Origin of the sequence: Paraburkholderia ginsengiterrae, from assembly GCF_001645125.1 — a bacterium.
Classification (GTDB): Bacteria; Pseudomonadota; Gammaproteobacteria; order Burkholderiales; family Burkholderiaceae; genus Paraburkholderia; species Paraburkholderia ginsengiterrae.
Genome location: NZ_LXKA01000352.1, coordinates 1 through 21,111 on the forward strand (window position 1 = coordinate 1; position 21,111 = coordinate 21,111).

19 protein-coding genes and 1 pseudogene are annotated in these 21,111 nt (G+C 63.2%); 8 read left to right on the top strand and 12 right to left on the bottom strand.

Going from position 1 to position 21,111, the window contains the following annotated elements; genetic code table 11:
* A partial coding sequence (locus tag A6V37_RS31715; RefSeq protein ID WP_157447918.1) for an MFS transporter occupies positions 1–796 on the bottom strand: 796 nt, incomplete at its 3' end.
* Between the two features lie 176 nt (positions 797–972).
* Entirely contained in the window at positions 973–2,028 is a 1,056-nt protein-coding gene (locus tag A6V37_RS31720) for a beta-keto acid cleavage family enzyme (protein WP_064265008.1), read from the bottom strand.
* 236 nt (positions 2,029–2,264) lie between these two features.
* Here A6V37_RS31720 and A6V37_RS31725 point away from each other — a divergent pair, with 236 nt between their 5' ends.
* Positions 2,265–3,266: an AraC family transcriptional regulator gene (locus A6V37_RS31725; protein ID WP_064286712.1), complete on the top strand. Its 1,002-nt coding sequence runs from the start codon at positions 2,265–2,267 to the stop codon at positions 3,264–3,266.
* An 83-nt stretch (positions 3,267–3,349) separates the two neighbouring features.
* Here the strand turns inward: A6V37_RS31725 and A6V37_RS31730 are convergent, their stop codons facing one another.
* Positions 3,350–3,670, bottom strand: a complete 321-nt coding sequence (locus tag A6V37_RS31730; protein WP_082902539.1) for a hypothetical protein — start codon at positions 3,668–3,670, stop codon at positions 3,350–3,352.
* Positions 3,671–4,263: 593 nt separating this feature from the next.
* On the opposite strand from A6V37_RS31730, the gene A6V37_RS31735 reads away from it, so the two are divergent.
* Together A6V37_RS31735 and A6V37_RS39610 are read left to right on the top strand one after the other, a co-directional pair.
* The gene (locus A6V37_RS31735; RefSeq protein ID WP_064265048.1) at positions 4,264–4,749 is read left to right on the top strand and encodes an Hcp family type VI secretion system effector; all 486 of its coding nucleotides are present in this window, start codon (positions 4,264–4,266) and stop codon (positions 4,747–4,749) included.
* A 2-nt stretch (positions 4,750–4,751) separates the two neighbouring features.
* The gene (locus A6V37_RS39610) at positions 4,752–5,270 is read left to right on the top strand and encodes a DUF2778 domain-containing protein (RefSeq protein ID WP_075643590.1); all 519 of its coding nucleotides are present in this window, start codon (positions 4,752–4,754) and stop codon (positions 5,268–5,270) included.
* Positions 5,271–5,651: 381 nt separating this feature from the next.
* On the opposite strand, the pseudogene A6V37_RS31745 reads toward A6V37_RS39610, so the two are convergent.
* Positions 5,652–7,390 (bottom strand): annotated as a pseudogene (locus A6V37_RS31745) (long-chain fatty acid--CoA ligase).
* A gap of 11 nt (positions 7,391–7,401) precedes the next feature.
* Positions 7,402–8,175, bottom strand: a complete 774-nt coding sequence (locus tag A6V37_RS31750) for an SDR family oxidoreductase (RefSeq protein WP_064286713.1) — start codon at positions 8,173–8,175, stop codon at positions 7,402–7,404.
* Positions 8,176–8,440: 265 nt separating this feature from the next.
* Here A6V37_RS31750 and A6V37_RS31755 point away from each other — a divergent pair, with 265 nt between their 5' ends.
* Together A6V37_RS31755 and A6V37_RS31760 are read left to right on the top strand one after the other, a co-directional pair.
* On the top strand, positions 8,441–10,246 hold the full coding sequence (locus tag A6V37_RS31755) for an acyl-CoA dehydrogenase (RefSeq protein WP_064265012.1): 1,806 nt from the start codon (positions 8,441–8,443) through the stop codon (positions 10,244–10,246).
* Positions 10,247–10,486: 240 nt separating this feature from the next.
* Complete coding sequence (locus tag A6V37_RS31760) at positions 10,487–10,858, top strand: BON domain-containing protein (RefSeq protein ID WP_064265013.1); 372 nt, start codon at positions 10,487–10,489, stop codon at positions 10,856–10,858.
* Between the two features lie 129 nt (positions 10,859–10,987).
* On the opposite strand, the gene A6V37_RS39615 is transcribed toward A6V37_RS31760, so the two are convergent.
* The 7 genes from A6V37_RS39615 to A6V37_RS31790 form a co-directional block, all read right to left on the bottom strand.
* Complete coding sequence (locus tag A6V37_RS39615) at positions 10,988–11,203, bottom strand: YXWGXW repeat-containing protein (protein WP_075643591.1); 216 nt, start codon at positions 11,201–11,203, stop codon at positions 10,988–10,990.
* Positions 11,204–11,314: 111 nt separating this feature from the next.
* Positions 11,315–12,463 carry a DUF1501 domain-containing protein gene (locus A6V37_RS31765; protein WP_064265049.1) on the bottom strand — a complete coding sequence of 383 codons (1,149 nt, stop codon included), beginning with the start codon at positions 12,461–12,463 and terminating at the stop codon, positions 11,315–11,317.
* A 5-nt stretch (positions 12,464–12,468) separates the two neighbouring features.
* A complete protein-coding gene (locus A6V37_RS31770) occupies positions 12,469–14,004 on the bottom strand; it encodes a DUF1800 domain-containing protein (protein WP_064286714.1) in 1,536 nt (511 codons plus the stop codon).
* Positions 14,005–14,077: 73 nt separating this feature from the next.
* Positions 14,078–14,620, bottom strand: coding sequence for a periplasmic heavy metal sensor (locus A6V37_RS31775; RefSeq protein WP_064265015.1), 543 nt, complete (start codon positions 14,618–14,620; stop codon positions 14,078–14,080).
* Complete coding sequence (locus A6V37_RS31780; protein ID WP_064265016.1) at positions 14,617–15,036, bottom strand: hypothetical protein; 420 nt, start codon at positions 15,034–15,036, stop codon at positions 14,617–14,619. The genes A6V37_RS31775 and A6V37_RS31780 overlap by 4 nt, the downstream gene beginning before the upstream one ends.
* A complete protein-coding gene (locus tag A6V37_RS31785; RefSeq protein ID WP_278185253.1) occupies positions 15,033–15,671 on the bottom strand; it encodes an RNA polymerase sigma factor in 639 nt (212 codons plus the stop codon). Before A6V37_RS31785 ends, A6V37_RS31780 begins: the two co-directional genes overlap by 4 nt.
* A gap of 366 nt (positions 15,672–16,037) precedes the next feature.
* Positions 16,038–16,322, bottom strand: coding sequence for a YXWGXW repeat-containing protein (locus tag A6V37_RS31790; RefSeq protein WP_242665693.1), 285 nt, complete (start codon positions 16,320–16,322; stop codon positions 16,038–16,040).
* A gap of 434 nt (positions 16,323–16,756) precedes the next feature.
* Between A6V37_RS31790 and A6V37_RS31795 the strand changes: the two genes are divergently transcribed.
* The 3 genes from A6V37_RS31795 to A6V37_RS31805 all read left to right on the top strand — a co-directional run bounded on the left by A6V37_RS31795 (position 16,757) and on the right by A6V37_RS31805 (position 20,999).
* Positions 16,757–18,538, top strand: coding sequence for a phospholipase C (locus A6V37_RS31795; RefSeq protein ID WP_064286715.1), 1,782 nt, complete (start codon positions 16,757–16,759; stop codon positions 18,536–18,538).
* Positions 18,539–18,770: 232 nt separating this feature from the next.
* A complete protein-coding gene (locus A6V37_RS31800; protein WP_064286717.1) occupies positions 18,771–20,198 on the top strand; it encodes a cytochrome-c peroxidase in 1,428 nt (475 codons plus the stop codon).
* A gap of 108 nt (positions 20,199–20,306) precedes the next feature.
* Positions 20,307–20,999 (top strand): HAD family hydrolase, encoded by a 693-nt coding sequence (locus A6V37_RS31805; RefSeq protein ID WP_064286716.1) that lies wholly within the window; start codon positions 20,307–20,309, stop codon positions 20,997–20,999.
* Positions 21,000–21,111: the final 112 nt, after the last annotated feature.

The following is a 21,111-nucleotide window of genomic DNA, read 5'->3' on the forward strand; positions in this document are numbered from 1 at the left end:
TCGGGGAGCTCGGCAGCCAGGCGCAGAGGGCGGCCGGCACGAGGGGGTGAAACCCGCGGCCGACGTACGCGCACACCACCGATTGCGATGACAAGAGGCAGCTCAGCAGCATGCGAAAGTGCATGCGCACGCCGAGCTTGCCGGTCGGCTCGCGATTGCTGCCGGGTTCCAGCGCCGCGAGCCGCTGTTCCGTCACGACGAGCCGATACACGATCACCAGCACGATGCCGAAGCAGGCCATCGCGCCAAACGACCAGCGCCAGCCGAGATGGGCCGCGACCGCGCCGCCCAGCGCCATGCCGAACACCGACCCGAACGCGCCGCCCGCCATGAACGCGGCCGTGAGCGTGGAACGCAAGCGGGCCGGAAAAATGCTCAGCACCAGCGCGATACCCGCGCTCCCGTAGGCGGCTTCACCCACACCGACGAAGGTGCGCGCCACCAACATCTCGCCGTAGTTGGTCGACAGCGCGCAGCCGAGCGTCGCGAGGGTCCAGACCGTGGCCATCAGCGCGATACTTCTGACACGGCCCCACCGGTCCGCCATGACCGACAACGGAAATGTCAGGAGACCTACCATCAGCGCGACGACGCTGCTCAGCGACCCCAGCTGCGTGTCCGACAGGTGCCATGCGGACTTGAGCAGCGGAAAAACGGCATTCAGGACCTGCCGCGACATATAGTCGGACAGCAGTAGCCCGACCGTCAGCGCGAACACTACCCACGCGTAAGCGCGCACATCCGAACGCGCCACCGGAAAATCGCCCGTCGCGGGCTCTGCATGCTGCATCAGCAAGATCGTCTCCTCCGCGTCCGGCGCGGCGGCTCCCGGTCGTGATTTCCGTGACGGAATGCACGAAGAGGCCGCTTATCCGATCCGGCTGCCTTGCGGCATCCGGCCAGCGCCTGGAAGCTCCAGTGTGAAGCCCGGCATCAGCGCGGCGGTGTCACGCCGCGCCCATGCCCCCTACATCAGGCAGCGCGCAACGGAATGTTCTTCACATTCGACGCGCGGTTCGGCGCCATGCCATTGGCGGCCAGCGTTTCATCCACCGTTTCGTACTGTACGCCGATCTTGTAGATCTCCCGGGCCTCCTTGCCCGACGCGATCTCGCGGCCCAGTTCGTGCGCCACGCGCACGCACTGCTGGATCTGCTGCACCGAGGTCATGCGCTTGCCGTGCTGATCGATGATCGTGTCCTCGATCCCGCAACGCGGGTGAAGACCCATGGACATCGCCATCATGTTGAACGGCAGCACGTTCTTCAGCAGCGATTCGGCGGTGAGCGTGCAGCCATCCGGCGCGCGATGGACGAAATTGAAGAAGTTGAACGGGTTCGGGCCGTCGAAGCCGCCGCCAATGCCGATCCACGTCAGGTTCAACGGCCCCTTGTAGACGCCCTTGCGCACCAGCCGCTCGAGCGTTTCGAGCGCGTGAATGCCGGTCAGCTGGAAATGCGGCTGGATGCCGGCACCCTGCAAACGCTTCAGGTGTTCTTCGAGCCACGCCGGACCGGCCGGCACAGTCATCTCGCTGTAGGCGGCCTGCAAAACCGGATTGGCCAGCGACGTGCCCGCCAGATACTCCGGATAAAGCAGCTCCATGATGTTCATCTGCGTGGTGTTGATCGCGACCGTCACCTGGTCCGGCTTCGGCGAGAGTTCGGCGAGCATGTGGCGGGTGTCGTCGGAGAGCCACTTCGCGGCCTGGCCGTCGTCTTCCGGTGCAAACGAGATCGAACCGCCCACCTGGATGATCATGTCCGGCACAGCCGCACGCACGCCGGCAATCAGCTCGTTGAACTTCGACAGGCGCTTGGAGCCCTTGCCGTCCAGTTCACGCACATGCAGGTGCAGCACCGTCGCACCCGCCTCGTAGCAATCCACCGCCTTTTGAATCTGCTCTTCCATGGTCACCGGAATGTCTTCCGGGAAATCGGCCGGCATCCATTCAGGACCGTAGGGCGCAACCGTGATGACGACCTTGTCCTGGTTTTCGGGATGCAGCGAATCATCGAGAAATTGCATGTCTTCCTTCCTTCACATCGGGCTAAGGGCGTTCGGCGCCACGGCTCCCCATCCAGAAACAGGAGCGAACACCGAAAGGTATGGGTAGAACGATAGTGGAATCGTGTAGTACACTTTTGCTTTTGCACGACACAGTTTTCGCTTTTCATGCCAGTAAGCGTAAACACCAGCCTCGGCTGTGACGCGCCAAAGGCGGCGTGCAGCGGGCAGAAAAGAACATGCAGGAAGGAGGAGCGATGCAGACGATGGTGCCTGCGGTAACTTTGAGCGGCTATATCGACGTGACGCGGCGGCTGGGCCTGAACCCGGCTGAGATGTTGCGGCAAGTCGGACTCGACACCGCCGCGCTCGCCAACCCCGAGGATCGCATTCCGGTGAATGCCGCCTGTCAGTTGCTCGAGATCACGGCCGCGAAAGCAGCGTGTCCGAACTTCGGGCTGATGCTGGCTGAAACGCGCAAGCAGTTTGGTTCCGGCGTCATCAATATGCTGCTCGCGCACAAAGGCACGCTGCGCGACGTGCTGCTCGCGGCGGCCCAGTACCGGCATCTGGTCAACGACGCGCTGGGCGTCTACATCGAGACGGCCGGGGACACGGTGACCATTCGCGAGGAAATCGTCGCGGACCCGGGTATTCCGACCCGCCAGGCCACCGAGCTGGCTGTTGGCGTGCTGTCACGCCACAGCAGCACGTTGCTGGGGACGCACTGGCAACCGCGCAGTGTGCATTTCACCCACCGCGGCCCCGCTGAACTGCAGTTTTACCGGCGCTTTTTCGGCTGCCCGCTGGAGTTCGAGAGCGACTTCAATGGGATTGTTTGCGATGCCGCGGATCTGGACTATCCGAACCCGACCGCGGACCTGGAGCTGGTCCGCTTTGCAGAGAGTCTCGCCGAGCCGCTCAACGCGGCCGGCGCGGACGCGATCGTCATGGATGTGCGCAAGGCCATCTATCTGCTGCTGCCGCTGGAACAGGCCTCGTTCGAGAACGTTGCCCGGCATCTGCATCTGAGCGTACGCACACTGCAACGCAATCTCGATGCCGCGGGAAGCACGTTCTCCGCGCTAGTGGACGACGTGCGTCACGATCTGGCGCTGCGCTACATTGCCAATGCGCGCTATTCGATGGGCCGCATCGCGGCGCTGCTCGGCTATACCCGCCAGTCGTCATTCACGCACTGGTTCAGCGCACGTTTCGGCATGACGCCGCGCGCGTGGCGAAGCACGCGTTCGCAGTAAATCGTCAGAGGGTTTCAAGCTGAACGGCAAGCGCGCGAAGTTCAGCCACATCGCGCGCTTGCCGGGGTGCACTTTTCGACTGCTTACTGGCTCGCGCCGGTGCCAATGCCCGCCTTCTTCTGCGCGTTCTGCAGATCGGTCGGATAGTTCGGGTCGTTCGCGGCCGGGTGATAGCCCGCGTCTTCGAGCTTCTTCAACTCGGCATTCTTCTTGGCACGGGCCTGCTTGCGTGCCGCTTTGCGCTCGGCCTTGGTCGGCTTCGCGCTGCTTGCCGCGGCGGGCGCCATCGCAGCGGCAGCCGTCGCGTCGCTTGCACCTTGAGCCGCGGCGAGCGGAATGCTGCCGGCCACCATCGCTGTGACGGCAAGCCCGAGCATGAGTTGTTTGAGGGCAGAGCTCTTCATGTCCAAATTCTCCACTTGAAAGTTGGCAATCGCATTGCTGTGCAATGGAGTTGTCTCTATGAGTCTTTTGTTCACCACCGCGAGTCGCGCGCCATGTTCGGTGCGGACAAGCAGATAGAGCTTACAGGCAAAATGCGAAAGAAGCATGCCTCGCGTGGTAGTCCACGCAAGGCTCGCGTCAGTCACGCTTGAGGTTGGCTTGTGCCATTACCCCGCTGTTAAAGAAAAATAAACTTGTACAACTTTGTTGTTGACCCGCAAGCGTATTTTGAGACAACCGGCAACCAAGACACGCTGACTCTATAGTGACTGCTTCGCCTTGAAATTGAAAAACACGAAAAAGCGTTTTTCGACGCTGAGATCAGAAAGCGCAGGGCGCATAATGCTTGCAGACGATTAAATGTCAGAGATTGGCGGGCGGCCTCAGAATTCGTGAAAAATTGCACTCCATGCGAAGTGGCCGCATCTGAAGTTCGCCCACAAAAGGTGGCATCATCTTAAAATACGCGAATAATATTTCACTATTATCGATCGCACTTTCAAGGTGGATGCACAAATACCTCTGGACCGCAATTCAACGTGAGGATTCGTACGTGCCAATTCCAGCATACATGTGGCTTAAGGACGACGGCGGGGCAGATATCAAAGGCTCCGTTACTGTGCAGGGACGAGAAGGAAGTATTGAAATAATCGGATTCGGTCACGGCGTGAATCTCCCGGTCGACAGCAAGACCGGCACCATTACCGGATCACGCAACCATTCCCCAATGAGTCTTGAAAAGGAGTTTGACGCCTCCAGCCCTTATTTGTATAAAGCCGTCGCTACAGGACAAGCGTTGAAATCTGCAGAGTTAAAGTGGTATCGAATCAATGACGCGGGGCAGGAAGAGGTTTATTTCATCATGCTCATAGAGGGCGTGAAGGTCGTCGGAATGAATCCCGGCATGGCAAACACCAAACTTGCTGCAATGTCCCAACTCAACCATATCGAGTCGGTCGGGTTAATGTACGAGCGTATTACCTGGCACTATACCGACGGCAACGTCAAGTTCACGGATAACTGGGACGAGCGTTCTTGATCATGGCGTTACAGGGGAAATTCACCGTCAATAACCAGCATTTCTCTCCGCTCGCAATCTTTGGTGTGGGGACGTTTCAGGCTTACTCGGGAAATGACATCTACCGCAACCGTGGTGGATGCACTGCCGTTCCCGACAATGGTCCGATCCCTGCTGGAAAGTATTGGGTTATAGATCGACCTGCCGGGGGCATCGGCTCGCAAGCGTGGGCGTTGACTAAAGATACCTGGAATAGCATATGGGGAGCACCGACTCACCATAACGAATGGTTCGCGCTCTATCGCGACGACGGCCTCATTGACGACTACACGTGGGTCAAAGGAGTTCAGCGCGGAAATTTCCGTCTGCATCCTGCTGGTGGACGTGGCCTTTCGCTCGGCTGCATCACGTTGCCAACCTACTCCGATTTTGAGACTATCCGGCGAGCATTCCTGCATACGACCACAACCCCGGCAGGCAATTCCGGATTAACGGCATATGGTTGGATTGAGGTCATCACCTATGGCAACGCTTGTCCGTAAGGTTTTTAAATGCTTTCTCTTTATTGGCCTGCTCATTCTGTCAGTGAGATATGTTCACACGTACCCTCAACCAATGACAGAAAACCAATTGCATTGGCTACTCGTTATTTGTCAAAAATTGGGCATTCACGACCCGGATAATCTCTACATTCCGGCGATGATGGTCCTTGAAGTCATCGCCGCAATAATGGCTTATTTATTAATTATGAAGCTCTCGAAATGCATTGGCGCGAAACGCAGAGATGAAGCTACGTAGTAGATCGCCCCATTGAACGGATTGCCTCGCTTCGGCGGGTTTTTTTATTCCAGCGTCCGGTGCGCGCCTGTTCCGGCGCTTCATCTGCACCATACAAGTTTGTTTGTTTAACTATTTGACTTTATTTAGTCTCGCCCCCCCGAGCCTTCGCCGCCACTATCACCGCTGCCGCGCGTACCGCCACCCGCAGCCGCCCTGCGCGCCGCCTCCTCTTCCTGCAGCTTGCGCCACAGAATCTTGCCGCTGCCCGACTTCGGCAGCGAGGTCACGAACTCGACGATACGCGGCGCCTTGTACGCCGCCATCTGCTCATGCGCCCAGTCGATGATGGCCTGCGTGGTGATCGTCTCCGCATGCGCCGCGGCGGGCACCACCAGCGCCTTCACGGTCTCGCCGCGCTTCGCGTCCGTCACGCCGATCACGCACACCTCGTGTATCGCCGGGTGCCGGTACATCAGCGCCTCGACCTCGGCGGGCCACACCTTGAACCCGATGCGTTGATCATGCGCTTGAGGCGATCCGTCATGAAGAAATAGCCATCTTCGTCGATATGCCCCAGGTCGCCGGTGCGCAGAAAGCGCTTGCCGTCGAGTTCGACGAACGCCTCCTCAGTCGCCTTCGGACTGCCCCAGTAGCCCAGCATGACCTGCGGCGCATTCACCACGATCTCGCCCGTTTCACCTTGCGGCAGCTCCTGCAGCGAAGCCGGATCGATCACGCGCGAGTCGACGTCGAACACCGGGATGCCCAGGCACTGCGGCTTCGGACGATGCGGTGGATTGATGTGCGTGCCGGCAATCGTCTCGGACATGCCGTAGCCTTCGACATAGTCGAGGCCCGTCAGCGTCTTGAGCTTTCTGGCAATGGCTTCCGGCATGGCCGCGCCGCCGCCGCGCGCGCCCGTCAGGCTCGACAGGTCGTACTCGCCGAGTTTCGGATTCGACAGAAAATCGACCATCATCGTCGAGATCGACTGCCAGCCGGTGACGCGATATTTCTGTATGCATAGCGCTGCCGCCTCACGATCCCAGCGCGACAGCAGCACGATCGTGGCGCCGGAAAAGACCGCGCTGTTCATGCCGCCTTGCATGCCGGTCACATGAAATAGCGGCAACACCGACAGATAGACGGCATCCGCCGGCGTCGAGAACCAGGCGCAGCCACCGACCAGCGTGCTCATCGCGCTGCGGTGCGTATGCATGCAGCCCTTCGGTTTGCCCGTGGTGCCGGACGTATACGGCATCACGCAGAGATCGTCCGGACCGGTGGTGAGCGGCCCTGGCCCAATGCGCCGCTCGATGGCGTCCTGCCACGATACGACGCCGGGAATGCTGAACGTCTTGCGAGGCGCCGCGACGAACTCAGGCACCTGAATCGGTGAAGGCCGCCTCAGATAATCGCTATACGTGGCGACGATGGCGTGCTCGATGCCCTTGCCGGGGCCGTTGCCGATCAGCGGTTCGACGTTCGCGAACAGACATTGCGGCGCGATGATCGTGGTCGCTCCGCTGTCCTCGACGTAATGCGCCAGTTCGTCGCTCATGTTCATCGGATTGACCGGCACCACCACCGCGTTCGCACGCAGAATGCCGTAGTAGGCAATGATCCATTGCGGACTGTTCTGCATGTAGAGCAGCACGCGGTCACCCGCCTTGACCTGGCATTCCTGCTGCAGAAAGCCCGCGATCCGCTCGGCTTCGTCCTTGAACTCGGCGAACGTGACCGCCGTGTCGTAGTAAATGATGAACGGCTTGTCGGGAAAGCGCGCGGCCGACACCTCGGCGTTAAAGAAAAGGTTGGTTTGCGGCAACGTCAGATGCCGTGGCAGCTGCGGCGGCCAATGCGGATAATGGCGTTCGTTCATTGGTGTCTCACTCAGGCAATGATCGCGCCGCCATCCACGGCGAAATGCTGACCCGTGATATGGCGCGACGCTTCACTGGCGAGAAACACCACCGGGCCTTTGAGATCTTCGTCGCCGCCCAGACGCTGCAATGGCGTGTGCGCAACGATCGTGTCTTCGAGTTTACCGAGCAGCCCGGCGGACATTTTCGAGGGGAAAAAACCCGGGCAGATCGCGTTGACGTTGATGTTGTACTTGCCCCATTCCGCGGCCAGCGCACGCGTGAAATTGATCGCGGCGGCTTTCGACGTGTTGTACGCAATCGTATTCATGCCGGGCGGCGAACCCTTCAGGCCGGCCACCGAGGCAATGTTGATGATCTTGCCCGCGCGCCGGGCAATCATGCTGCGCTTGCCGACTTCGCGCGCGAGAAAGAACGGTGCGTTGACGTTCAGGTTCATGACCTTGTGCCACGCTTCGTCGGGGTAGTCCTCGGCGGGCGCGCCCCATGTCGCGCCGGCGTTGTTGACGAGGATGTCGATGTGACCATGCATGCCCAGCACTTCATCCACGAGACCTGGAATACCCTCGAAGCGCTGCAGGTCGTTAATCACCGTCTGCACCTCGATGCCACGTTGTTGCAGATGCGCTTGCGCCTGCGCAAGTTCGTCGGCCTTGCGCGCGGTGATCGCCACGCGGCAACCCATTTCGCCGAGTGCCTCGGCCATTTGCAGGCCAAGCCCACGCGAGCCCCCCGTGATCAGTGCAACCTTGCCGTCGAGTTGAAACAGGTCCTTCACAGACATTGCAACGCTCCTCCAGTTGGTTCGGCCAGACAGATTCGGATCCCCTATTTCTCGGCCATTCTGTGTGCCGCCATGCGGCGCTCGAATAAAAGCACGCTCATTCACTTTTGCTATAGACTGACACAAATCGCCGCCGGGTGGATCATCGGGACTTACCCGAATACGATGCTTATCAATCGAGCCGTGCCGCTGCGCGCGCGCGGGTTTCCGCGCGGCGCGCGCAGCTGTTTCGCATTACGGCATTCCTGTGGACGGACCCTCTCCCATGCAAGATGCACAGATCATCAACTCGCGCGACCTCGAGTTCCAGCTGTTCGAAGTGCTCGAGGTGGAGGCGCTGACGCGCCGTCCACGCTACGCCGATCACAGCCGCGAAACGTTCACCGCGGCGCTCGACACCGCGCACGCGGTCGCAATCGAAAAGTTCGCGCCCCACAACCGCCTCTCGGACGAACACGAGCCGCAATTCGACGGGCAACGGGTCACCATGCCGGCCGAGGTCAAGGAGGCGCTCGACGCAATGCGCGCCACGGGTTTCCTCGCGGCGGGCAAAGACTACGAGCTGGGTGGCATGCAGTTGCCGTCGGTGATTTCGTTTGCGTGCCTGTCGCTCTTCAAGAGCGCCAACATGGCCACCTCGTCGTACGCGATGCTGACCACCGCGAACGCCAACGTGATTGAACGTTTCGGCAGCGCGGCGCAAAAGCGCAAGTATCTGCAAGCGCTCTTCGAAGGCCGCGCATTCGGCACCATGGCGTTGACCGAACCGCAAGCGGGTTCGAGCCTCTCCGATCTCGTCACGAGCGCCACGCCCAACGAAGACGGCACCTACTCGATTCGCGGCAACAAGATATTCATTTCAGGCGGCGATCACGAGTTGAGCGAGAACATCGTCCACCTGGTGTTGGCGCGCATACCCGGCGGGCCGCCGGGCGTCAAAGGCATCTCGCTCTTTACGGTGCCGAAGTTCCAAGTCAACGAAGACGGCAGCCTCGGCGCGCGCAACGACGTCGCTCTCGCCGGGCTGATTCACAAGATGGGCTGGCGCGGCACCACGTCGACCATGCTGTCGTTCGGCGAGCATGGCGCATGTATCGGCGAACTGCTGGGCGACCCGCACCACGGTCTCGCCTACATGTTCCACATGATGAACGAGGCGCGCATCGGCGTCGGGCTCGGCGCTGTCATGCTCGGCTATCGAGGCTATCTGGCCTCGCTCGACTACGCGCGCGAACGGCCGCAGGGACGCCACCCCGACAACAAGAACCCGCTCGATCCGCAAGTGCCGCTGATCGAACACGCCGATGTGCGCCGCATGCTGCTCGCGCAAAAGGCCTATGTGGAAGGCGCTTACGCGTTGTGCCTGTATGCGGCGAGCCTCGTCGACGAACAGAACACCGGCGTGAGCGACACCGCACGCGCCGAAGCGGGCCTGCTGCTCGACCTGCTGACGCCCGTGGTGAAATCCTGGCCGTCGCAGTGGTGCCTCGAAGCCAACAGCCTGGCGATCCAGATTCACGGCGGCTACGGCTACACGCGCGAATATCCGGTCGAGCAGTTCTATCGCGACAACCGTCTGAACATGATTCACGAGGGCACCCACGGCATTCAGGCGATCGATCTGCTGGGCCGCAAAGTCACGATGAAACAGGGCGCCGCGCTCAAACTGCTGGCGCGTGAAATCCAGCACACCATCGACGCCGCACGCGCTCATGTGTCGTTGCACGCGCATGCGGATGCGCTCGGCGACACATGGCGCGACCTGAGCGCCACGGTCGAAGCGTTGCTGTCCACGCTCGCAGAAGACAGCGAACGTGCGCTGGCCAATGCGAATGCGTTTCTCGAGGCCTTCGGCCACGTGGTGATGGCATGGACGTGGCTGAGACAGGCGATCGTCGCGAGCGCCGCGCTACCCCAAGCGCATAGCGAAGCGGATGCGGACTTTTACCGCGGCAAACTGCATGCGTGCCAGTGGTTCTTCCGTTGGGAATTGCCGCGCGTCGCCCTGATGTTCGCGACACTGCGCAGCCTCGACGACACCACCCTCCGCATGGCGCCGCGGTGGTTCTAGACCCCGGCGCCCCGAAGCGCGCGTGCGAAATTCGCGTTGCGTCGCCGCAGCTAAAGCGGCGCCTGGGGCAGTTTTTCCAGCATGAGCGCGTTGGCTGGAGTATTGTTTAAGCGCGCCGGGAGCGTCGCAGCATCACTCTTCTATAAGACTAGGTGCTCCTCGTGAGCGGAACAATGCTCGCAAGGGCGTGGTTTTTTGCATGCAACGAAGCGACATCAACTTTTCGAGGATGGAGAAAACGTGAAAACAGTCAATCTTTTGAAGGCGCTCGGCATTGCACTGTGCGTGGCGACTGCATCCAGCGCCTATGCACAGTCCAGTGACGCGATGGCGATGGCGTCCGGCACCATGGCGGCGCCGGGTACCGATGCAAAAACGACCAAGAAGGCTGACCGGGCGCTGGGCCTGCAAGTACGCAAGGCCATGGCAAGAGCACAGGGCTTCGATGTATCGAACGTGTTTGTGCGCGCGCGCGGCGGCGCGGTAACGCTGACGGGAACAGTGCCCGATGGCGCACAGATTCCCCAGGCTGAGGAAATTGCGAAAAGCGTGGCCGGTGTGAAGTCGGTGAGCAACAAGATCACGCTCGGCACGCAGGGCGGCGGAGGCTAAGCGCGCGAGGCTCGACCCGGCGGCCTGCCGGGTCGGCTGGTGGCGCTGCTCGCCGCGCAACGCGAGCGAGCGGCGCCACCAGCCGCGTTGACGAACGCGCATTCTGCCGGCGTCACAGATGCAATCCGGTTATCCCCTCCAATGTCCCGGCACCCACTGCCAGTGATTGCCCTCCCAGCGGTAATGGCCCTTTACCCAGACATAGCCCGGTGCGGGCGCGACGGGTACCACCTCGACGAGCGGAGCGGGCTGCGGCGGCCGGGCAGGCTCGACCACGCAGGCTGACAACAAGGCGGCGCAAAGACCCACGATCGAAATGGCGCGTACGTTCGATGTGATTTTCATTTTCCTCTCCTGAGTGTTTTATGAACGAGCCGGCCACCGGCCGGCTCTTTCGGTTACCGCGGTTGAATTCGTGGTGTAGATGCGGCGTCCTGCGACGCGCATGTATCGGCGCTAGGCCCGCACGATGCCCGTCAACGGCCGCACGGCCGCTGTCTGGCCGAACAGCGCGGACGCCGTGCGCTGCGGATCGAGCCCGAGACTTTCGCTCGCGGTGCCGGCAATCAGCGCGTCGAGCGAGGTGGTGGGTTTCAGGTCGCGTGCTTCGTAAAGGTTGTGCGGCGCGAGACCCGGCCAGTCCGCGATCACGCGCCCGCCCTGCACCGAACCGCCCAGCACCATCGCCACCGAACCGGTGCCGTGGTCGGTGCCGCCCGTGCCGTTGGCGGCGGCGGTCCGGCCGAACTCCGTGGCGACCAGCACGGTTGTTTTGCTCCACAGCGGACCCATGCCGTCGCGCAATGCCGCGAGCAGGGTGTCGAGCGCCTTCAACTGGTTGGCGAGGCGCGCGTTCTGCGCACTGTGCGTGTCCCACCCGCCGGTTTCGATCATGGCGATCCGCGGACCGTCGTCGCGTGACAGGAAGCCCGCGGCGAGCTTGCCCAGGCTGGCCGGATCCTGGCGCGCACCGGCGTCGCCCGCGAGGCCGCGCGCGGTCATCGCGGACTCCCACAACGGACGCAATTGCGCGTCCTGGTCGTACAGTTGCGCAACCCGCGTGAGCAGATCGTCGGGCGCGGCCGGCAACGCCGACGGCGCGTACGACGTCACCGCCGCCGTGCCGCGCAACGCCATCGGCACGGTGGGCGCAAAGGCGATCGCGTTTTCGCGCGTGGCGGGCAACTGGGCGGCGAGCCGGTTCAGCCAGCCGTCCTTGGTCTGATACGGCGACGTGCCGCCGGTCTCGAGCACGTTCTGCCCGTCGAAGTGCGAGCGGTCGCGATACGGCGACGCGACCGCGTGCACGAACAGTGCCTGGTGCTGTGCATACATCGCGGCGGTCTGCGCCAGCGCGGGATGCAGCGCGAAGGTGCCATCGAGCCGGGGCGCGTTGGACGTGTCGATGGCGAGCGCGCCACGCAGCGTGGCGTAAGCGGGCTCGGCGTACGGCACGACGATGTTCAGACCGTCGGCCGCGCCGCGCTGGATCACGAACACGAAACGGCGGTCGGTGGCGACGCTCGCGAACGCAATCTGCGGCGACACCAGAATCGCGCCGGCACCGGCAGCGGCGACGCTCAAGAACTTGCGGCGTGAGAGCATGGTATTCATCTCCGTTGAAAGTCCGGCGAGACCAGCAACAGCGCAATGGCCGTGGAGGCGCTTTCGGCATGTGATACAGCAGAGGCCGTCGGCGCGCTGAGCGAACCGGCCAGCAAGGTCTGGCCGAGCGCGCGCGCATCGAGCCGGTCGCCGACTTGCGACGCGAAACGCTGCGCCACTTCGACCCGGCGCACGAGCGCGTCGGGCGCGGCCCAGCTCGCGGCAATGTCGTCGTAACCGGCCGGCGAACCCGGTCGCCAGACTGGCTGGCCGAGCTGCGTGAGGATGGGCGCCGTCTGCAGCTTGCCGAGGTCCTGCCAGCCGAGCCCGCGCATCGTGGATAGGGTCCACTCCCACGGCGTCTTGAACTTCACCGCGATGGGCGACCACGCTTGCGGCAGGTCGATCAGCGCGCGGTACATCGTGGGCAGATCGCCGCCGCTGCGCTCAAAAGCGCTGGCCAGATGTTCGCTTACGCCAGCCGGCGGATTGTCGGCGACGAAATGACGGGCCAGCTTGGTGCCGATATGCTGTGCTGTCGCCGGCGCGCTCGCGAGGTCATGCAGGATCGCTAGCGCCTGCTCTTCGCCGGGCTGGTCGTAACGGCGGCCCATGATGGTCCGCGTACCCGGCTCGTGCAGCGCGGCGCGAAACACGAAGGTGCCCGGCGCGGCGTTCTCCTGCAAGCGCGCCCTGCCTGCCGCGCCGCCATTGGCCGGGTTGCCCGCGAGACTCCAGCCGGTCAGCGCGCGGGCGAATTCGGTCACGTCGTCCTGGCTGTAGCCGCTGCGCACGCCGAGCGTGTGCAGTTCCATGATTTCGCGCGCCAGGTTCTCGTTCAGGCCGCGCTTGCGCTCCGGATTGCGTTGCGCGGCGCGCATGGCCGCCATGCTGTCCGGCCCGACCGAGCGCGTCTGGTCGAGAAACAGTTGCATGGCCGGATGGCGTTCCACAGCCACCAGCATGTCCTCGAAGCGGCCGAGCACGTGCGGGCGAATCGCCTCGGCTTCGAACGAGCCGGCGAGCGCCGCGACGCCGGGCTTCTCGGTGGACACCGCGAAATGATTGGCCCAGAAGTGAACGAGCCGTTCGACGAATGGCGCCGGCGTGGTCAATGCGCTCGCCACGCGTGCATTCACCGATGAGCGGTACATGTCGAGTATTTCGCCACGAAAGGCTTTTCGTTCGGCCTCCCTGGCAGTTTCCGCCGCGTTCTTCGGTGTGGCTTGTGCGTTAGTTTGGGCGTTCGCTTGCGCATTGATCTGCGCGGTGGTCTGGGCGGTCGCCGGATTGGCGGCGGCGCCCTCGCCCGCATTCGACCTGGCCTGCTGATTGAGGCGCATGCGCTGTTGCAGCAGTTCCGTCGACAGCGCTATCGAGTCAGGCTGGCCGGCCCATGCGGGCGGCCGCGGCTGATACTGTTCAAACTGCGCCAGCAGCCAGCCCTTGGGGTCGGCGGGCGGTGAATCGTTGGCGCGCGCGCCCAGGCCGAAGCGGTTCAGCGCGATCGCCGCGGCGTTCAGGTTCGGTGAGTTGGACATACCACCCTCTTCGGCAATGGATACTCTTTAAACGTCCGCCGCGAGAAAATCCGTCGCCACCGCCGCTATTTTTTTATTCGCCCGACGATTCGCTGGATGCTTCGCTCGCCGGGTTCTGCGCCGGCTTTTGCGCCGGCTTCTTCGCATTCGCGGCCGGCAGCGGCTCACGCCACTGGCCATGCACTTTCAGACTGTCGGCGAACGCGACCCGCTCCTCGGGCGACAAACTTGCCGCGAAATCGGCCACGCTGCCTTCCACCTGCGCACGCAGACGGCTGTCGGCCTCACGCGTACGGGCCAGCGCGGCGTCGAGCGCCGCGCGATCGAACTGCGGCGCCGCCAGCAGGCTCAACACGTCGCGGCGCCCTTCGCGGGCCTCACGGGCATACTGCCTGCCCTCGCGCCGCGCATTCTTCAAGCCGTCGACAAAGGCCTTTTGCCGGTCGGCGGACAGGCTATCCGCGGCGAAACGCAGCGCGGACTGCTGGGCCCGCACCGGCGCAGTCGCGCCGCGCGCAGTGAACCATTGATAAGCACCACCGACAATCGCGCCCAGCAGAAACACGTTGAACACGAGCGAGGCAATCAGCACGATTTTCCACGACCGGCAGTTCATTCGCCGCTCCAATCGGCGGATGATCCACCGAAGCTCGAAGTTAAATAGCTCGACTCGTGCACGGGCGGCACCGTCTCCGTCAGGACAAAGAATGACACGGCAAAAGCGCCGGCCAGACCACCCAGCAGGCCCACGCCTGCAACCGCCGCGCCCGACCACCACAAGCGCCGCCGCGGCGCCGCGGGCTGCCGCACCGGCGCGCTGTCGAGCACGCGCTGCCGCAACGCCTCGCCCGGTGGTTCGAGCCTGTCGGCGGCGAGCCATGCATCGAGGCCGGCTGCCTCCGCCAGCACCGTATCGGCTTCGACGCGATGCTGCCGCGCCCACTCCTCGGCCGCCGCGCGCTCCTGTTGCGGCCAGCGGCGCGGCTCGGCACCATAGGCCTCGACAATCTGATGGAATCTTTCGGGCGTCATGACTTGTCCTTGCTAAGGCCGCTGCCGGCCAGTTGAGCGCGCAGATTGCGGCGCGCACGGGCCAGCAGACTTTCCAGCGCATCGACCGTGATGCCCATCAGGGCGGCGGCGTCGATGTTCGACATCTCCTGGTAGTAATTGAGCACCAGCGCCTCGCGCTGGCGTGCCGGCAAAGCGGCGAGCGCGTCGCGTATGCGCTGGTCCTGGGCTCGCGCTTCGAGCCGCGCATCGGGAAGCGCGGCGGGATCGACCTCCTCGGGCATCTCGTCATGCGGCTCCTCGCGCCGGCCGCGCAAGCGGTCGTAGCAGAGATTGAGCGCGACGCGGTGAACCCACGTGTCGAATTTCGCCTCGCCTTCCCGCCAGCGCGACGCCTGCTTCCAGATGCGCACGAACACCTCCTGGGCCACATCTTCGGCTTCCATGCGGTCGCCCAGCATGCGCGTGGCCAGCGCAAGCAGACGCGGCAGCTTGCGCGAGACGAGCGAACGAACGGCGGCCGGATCCTGCCGGCCGACCCGTTCAAGCAGCTCCGCGTCGGGATCGCGTTCGCTCAAGGCGTGCCGCTCCCGCACGCCGGTTCGACGCGGCGCGTGAGCCGTGCGGATCGTGCTGATTGCCGCGGCACGCGCCATCGCGATGCGAACCGCATCTGCCCGAAACGAACGGACCTGACAGGCGGTGACGCCGGACGAACATGGTTCACTAGCCGCCACTCCTTCTGATGCAATTCACCCTGATTTCATCCTCACGCGAATCGTTGTGCGCGCACCGGTTTGAACAGACCACGCGGGCGGCGCGTGCAGCACGCGGTGCCCGCCACAACCACAATCAATATACGACGACGGCCGGACGATAGTAGGCCGGCCGCGCCGGGACCACCACACAGCCGGCGAGCGTTGCCGCCAGCAGAATGACCACAAGCGTTTTCATAGCAATCTGCCTGGTTCAGGTAAGCACAGCGAGTAGCACCGGAAGAAGCACGCCGCGGCGCTCCCGCGTCAAGCCCAATGGCCTTCAACCCAACGCCAGTTGGGACCGCGCTGCACCCAATGTCCCGGTACCCAGCGATAACCGACGCGCACCGGCTGCCAGTGGCCCGGCACCCACACGTAGCGGCCATGATTCCAGCGCCAGCGGCCTTGATCCCAGACATAGCCCGAACGCGGCGCCGGCACGACCTCGACGCGCGGCGGCGGCGGCGCCATCGGCGCGACGATCACCGCCTGAGCGAAAGCCGGCGCGGCAGTGAGCGTGCCGGCGCAAACCAGCACGGCGGCCAGCATGGACGTCAGAAGGCGACCCGGTTGAGTGGATGTCATGTTGGTTTCTCCGATAAGAGTCGAAGCCAGTAGCGGCCTCGTTACTTCTTGAACGCGGCAGCCGCAAAAATCCGTCGCGGAATTTCGTAGGACAGCAGCGTTGGAAAGATGAGGGAAAAACGGCAGACACGTCCGTGCAACGGGCGGCATCGCCGTCGTTCTCAGATAGTGGACAAACGTTGGCAGAACGACAGAGTAAGTTACGACTTTGAAAGAAACAGGAGGGCTTCGGTAATGTTCGCGCCCCGAAATTTTAACCATCGAATGGTTCAATGCGCGCAGTTTGTCGCGGCAAGACCACCAGCACTAGCTGTATTTCTAACAATAACCCCCAGCGAACCTCCACACGCATCGCAATGGAAACGCTGGAAGGCGTAGTCGAATCTGGAGCCAGTCAAATGTTTTGTAGAAGCCTTTTACCCCTTTTGCCCATCCCGTTTGCCGCGATGCTGGCGCTCGTGGCATGCAGCAACAATAGCGTGAGCACCCCGGCGCCCACCGCCGCGGTGTCGGCACAGGATGCCGTGGTCACGACCACGCCGATCAAGCACCTCGTGGTGATCTTCGGCGAGAACGTCTCGTTCGACCACTACTTCGGGACCTATCCGCAAGCCGCCAATCCGGTCGGCGAGCCGCAATTCACGGCAGCCTCGGGCACGCCGTCGGTCAACAACCTCAGCGCCAACAACCTGCTCACGACGAACCCGAACGCGCTGGCCACGTCGCCGAACACGGCGGGCCGCTCGGTCGGCAGCGTGGCGATCGCCGGTCTCGGCCTGCCTGCTTCCGATCTGCTGCCGTTCCGCCTGGACCGCTCGCAAGCCAACACCTCGAGCCAGAACCACGCGTACGCGGCGGAGCAGCTCGCCTATAACAACGGCGCGATGGACTCGTTCCCGTTGTTCACGGCGTCGGGCTCGACCATTGCCGGCAGCACGGGCGCGTTCGCCACGAAGGGCCAGGTGCTCGGCTACTTCGACGGCAACACGGTCACGGCCATGTGGAACTACGCGCAGAACTTCGCGATGAACCAGAACGCGTACACGGACACGTATGGTCCGTCGACGCCGGGTGCGCTCGAAGTGGTGTCCGGCCAGAACAACGGCGTCGTCGTCTCGGGCGGCACCTCGGCCAACGCGATTCCGGACTCGGCCGGCGGCTTCACGATGATCGGCGACCTCGACCCGACCGGCGACGTCTGCACGACGGCGGCAGGCAGTGTGGTAACGGGCACGATGTCCTCGAAGAACAAGAACATCGGCGACCTGCTCAACGCCAAGGGTCTGACGTGGGGCGGCTTCATGGGCGGCTTCAACCTCGCGACGGTCAATGCCAACGGCACGACCGGCTGCGCGCGCTCGACCTTCTCGCAAGTGCTGAATGCAACCAAGACCGACTACGTGCAGCACCATGCGTGGTTCCAGTACTACGCCAGCACGGCTAACCTCGCGCATACGCGCCCGACGTCGGCGGCACTGATCGGCGCGACCGATCCGCTCGACAACACGGCGACGCCGGTTCACCACCAGTACGACACCGACGACTTCTTCGCGGCGGTGAAGGCGGGCAACTTCCCGTCGGTGAACTTCCTGAAGGCGCCGGCAATCAGCGACGGCCACCCGGGCAACTCGGACCCGATCGACGAACAGGCTTTCGTCACGAAGGTGATCAACTTCCTGCAGCAGCAGCCTGACTGGAACAACACCGCCGTGATCATCGCTTACGACGATTCGGACGGCTGGTACGACCACCGCTATAAGGCGCCGAGCAGCGCATCGTTCGACTCGACCACGGCGCAATCCGCCGGCGGCAAATCGGTGGCGGGCAGCGACAATCTGAGCGGCGTGGGCCAGTGCACGGCAGCGGGCGCGGTTCAGCCGCAAGGCGTGAATGGCGGCGCGGTGAACGGCCGCTGCGGCCCGGGTACACGTACGCCGTTTATCGTGGTGTCGCCGTGGGCGAAGGCCAACTTCGTCGACGATACGCCGATCACCCAGGCGTCCGTGGTGAAGTTCATCGAAGACAACTGGCTGGGCGGTCAACGCCTGGGCGGCGGGTCGTTCGACGCGACGGCCGGCAGCATCGTCAACATGTTCAACTTTGCCGGCAGCGGCAACCTCGCGCCGCTGTATCTGGACCAGAACCTCGGTACGAAGCTGGCAACGGCGCCGGCAAGCTGAGCGGCCGCCTTGCGCGCCGGGCGCCGCGCCCCTGTGCGCGTCCCGGCGTAGTGTGCGAAAGCGGCTTGTGTGCGCTTTCGTGCCACTCGTGCCTTTCGCGAATCACGCCGGGCAACGCTGCAGATCGCGGAGCGTGAAACCCGGCAAGCTGTAGATGGGCGTCGAGCCAGCGCATCCGTGCTGGCTCGATTTTGCTTTTTTGCACCCACTCGAATTTCCAGTCACCACCGCCATGAATCATCCTTCAGACGCCGCCCTGCCTTCGCATCTGCCCGCGGGCGGCGAGCCCCGCCGCTCGTGGCGCAGCCTGCTCGCGTGGAGCGCGGCCGGCATCGCGCTCGCGTTGGGCGTCAGCAGCGCGTATGCGCTCATCTACCCGGAGCGCATGCCGCCCGCCGTCGGCGCGATTGTCGAGGACATCACCGGCGCGAATCCGCATCCGGTGCATCTGCTGCGTCCGCAAGCCGTGCCGCTCAGCGCGGTGGCGCTGCTCGGCAAACAGATTTTCTTCGACACGAGCTTGTCGGCGTCCGGCACGCAGTCGTGCGCGTCGTGCCACTCGCCGCAGCATTCATATGGGCCGGATAACGCATTCCCGGTTCAGCTCGGCGGCGCGCATATGAACCAGGCCGGATATCGTCCGCCGCCCTCGCTCACGTATCTGTACCGGCAGGCGCCGTTCAGCATCGGCCCGGATCAGGGCGACACCGACGTGCCGGTGGATATGACCCAGCTGGCGACGCAAGCCGCCGGCGTGCAGCGCGCGCAGAAGACCGAGCTCGCCGCGCCCGCCGCTCCGGCCATGGTGCCGCAAGGCGGGCTGTTCTGGGACGGCCGCGCGGACACCTTGCAGGATCAGGCGATCGGACCGCTGCTCAATCCGGTGGAGATGGCCAATGCTTCGCCGGAAGATGTGGCGCGCAAGCTGCTGCAAACGAAGTACGTGGACCAGTTCAAGCAGATCTTTGGCCCTGGGATCGTCAGTAATCCGAGCTTGTTGATTTCGGAAGCGATGTTCGCCGTGGGACGCTATCAGACCGAGGATTCATCGTTTCATGCCTTTACCAGCAAGTACGACGCCTGGCTCGAAGGCAAGGCACGGCTGACGCACGCCGAACTGCACGGCCTGCAATTGTTCAACGACAAGGACAAGGCGAACTGCGCGGGCTGTCACTTGAGCCAGCCGACCAAAGACGGCTTGCCTCCGGTGTTTACCGATACGCAGTACGAAGCGCTGGGCGTACCGCGCAATCCCGCGCTTCCCGCCAATAAGGACCCGAAGTTCTTCGATATGGGCGTGTGCGGACCGTTCCGCAGCGATCTTGCCAAGGAAACGCAGTATTGCGGCATGTTCCTGACGCCGACCCTGCGCAACGTGGCTGAACGCAAGGTGTTTTTCCACAACGCCGTGTATCACGACCTCAAGCAAGTCATGGACTTCTACAACCTGCGCAATACGGCGCCCGAGAAGATCTATCCGCGGGACGCCTCTGGCAAGGTGCAGAAGTACAACGATCTGCCGGTGCAGTATCACGCCAACGTCGACGTCGCCGACGCGCCATTCGACCGCAAGTTCGGTGATCAGCCGGCCATGACCGATGAGGACATTCAAGACATCATCGCGTTCATGAAGACACTGAGCGACGGGTATAAGAACTGAGTCTGCGGGCTTCGGCGCAAGGGCCACGTCGCGCGGCCCTTGTTCCGCCGCAGGTGGGCCGGTGAGGTATCCTTGCTGGTTCCACGAACCTGATTCCCACCCTGCCCGATGGCCGATTTTCCCTTCGACGCCGTACTCTTTGACTGCGACGGCGTGCTCGTCGACACCGAACCCATCACCAACCGCGTGCTGACTGACATGCTCGGCGAGCTGGGCTGGCAATTGAGCGTCGAAGAAACGATGCGTATTTTCGTCGGCAAAACCGTCAAGGACGAGGCCGCGCTTATCGAAGCGCGCACCGGCTTCGCGATCACGACCGACTGGCTCATGCAGTTTCGCGAACGCCGCAATGCGGCGCTCGACAACGAACTGGTCGCGATTCCGGGCGCGGCGTCCGCGGTACGTTCGCTTCATGCGGTGCTGAACGGGCGCATTGCGGTAGCGTCGGGCGCGGATCGCCTCAAGGTTGAATTGCAACTGACCAAGGCGGGTATTCTCGACTGCTTCGCAGGACACATCTTCAGCGGTCACGAAACGACCCGCAACAAGCCTTTCCCTGATGTCTATCTCGCCGCGGCCGCCGGGCTGGGCGTCGATCCGAAACGTTGCGCGGTGGTCGAAGACACGGTAACGGGCGCGACCGCCGGTGTTGCGGCCGGCGCCACCGTGTTCGGTTATTGCCCGAAGGAACTGGGTCATAGCAGCGCGACTGCCTTGCATGGCGCCGGCGCCGTGCATGTCTTTCGCGACATGGCTGAATTGCCGGCCGTGCTTGCCGCATGGCGCGGCGACTCGCGTTGAGGTGTGCAGGCTCGGGCGGCTGTGCCTGGATTTCGGTGGGCGCAACGAGTGTGCTGAGATAAACCTGGCTGTCGGCAACTCGCCGACACCGGCGCGCGGTTAGTTGGTGTCA

Coding starts and splice junctions, on each gene's coding strand:
- A6V37_RS31755 (WP_064265012.1), top strand. CDS start 8,441: ATGCAAGATGCACAGATCATCAACTCGCGCGACCTCGAGTTCCAGCTG.
- A6V37_RS31770 (WP_064286714.1), bottom strand. CDS start 14,004: ATGTCCAACTCACCGAACCTGAACGCCGCGGCGATCGCGCTGAACCGC.
- A6V37_RS31790 (WP_242665693.1), bottom strand. CDS start 16,322: ATGCTGGCCGCCGTGCTGGTTTGCGCCGGCACGCTCACTGCCGCGCCG.
- A6V37_RS31765 (WP_064265049.1), bottom strand. CDS start 12,463: ATGCTCTCACGCCGCAAGTTCTTGAGCGTCGCCGCTGCCGGTGCCGGC.
- A6V37_RS31720 (WP_064265008.1), bottom strand. CDS start 2,028: ATGCAATTTCTCGATGATTCGCTGCATCCCGAAAACCAGGACAAGGTC.
- A6V37_RS39615 (WP_075643591.1), bottom strand. CDS start 11,203: ATGAAAATCACATCGAACGTACGCGCCATTTCGATCGTGGGTCTTTGC.
- A6V37_RS31805 (WP_064286716.1), top strand. CDS start 20,307: ATGGCCGATTTTCCCTTCGACGCCGTACTCTTTGACTGCGACGGCGTG.
- A6V37_RS31785 (WP_278185253.1), bottom strand. CDS start 15,671: ATGGCGCGTGCCGCGGCAATCAGCACGATCCGCACGGCTCACGCGCCG.
- A6V37_RS39610 (WP_075643590.1), top strand. CDS start 4,752: ATGGCGTTACAGGGGAAATTCACCGTCAATAACCAGCATTTCTCTCCG.
- A6V37_RS31795 (WP_064286715.1), top strand. CDS start 16,757: ATGTTTTGTAGAAGCCTTTTACCCCTTTTGCCCATCCCGTTTGCCGCG.
- A6V37_RS31775 (WP_064265015.1), bottom strand. CDS start 14,620: ATGAACTGCCGGTCGTGGAAAATCGTGCTGATTGCCTCGCTCGTGTTC.
- A6V37_RS31800 (WP_064286717.1), top strand. CDS start 18,771: ATGAATCATCCTTCAGACGCCGCCCTGCCTTCGCATCTGCCCGCGGGC.
- A6V37_RS31750 (WP_064286713.1), bottom strand. CDS start 8,175: ATGTCTGTGAAGGACCTGTTTCAACTCGACGGCAAGGTTGCACTGATC.
- A6V37_RS31780 (WP_064265016.1), bottom strand. CDS start 15,036: ATGACGCCCGAAAGATTCCATCAGATTGTCGAGGCCTATGGTGCCGAG.
- A6V37_RS31730 (WP_082902539.1), bottom strand. CDS start 3,670: ATGAAGAGCTCTGCCCTCAAACAACTCATGCTCGGGCTTGCCGTCACA.
- A6V37_RS31725 (WP_064286712.1), top strand. CDS start 2,265: ATGCAGACGATGGTGCCTGCGGTAACTTTGAGCGGCTATATCGACGTG.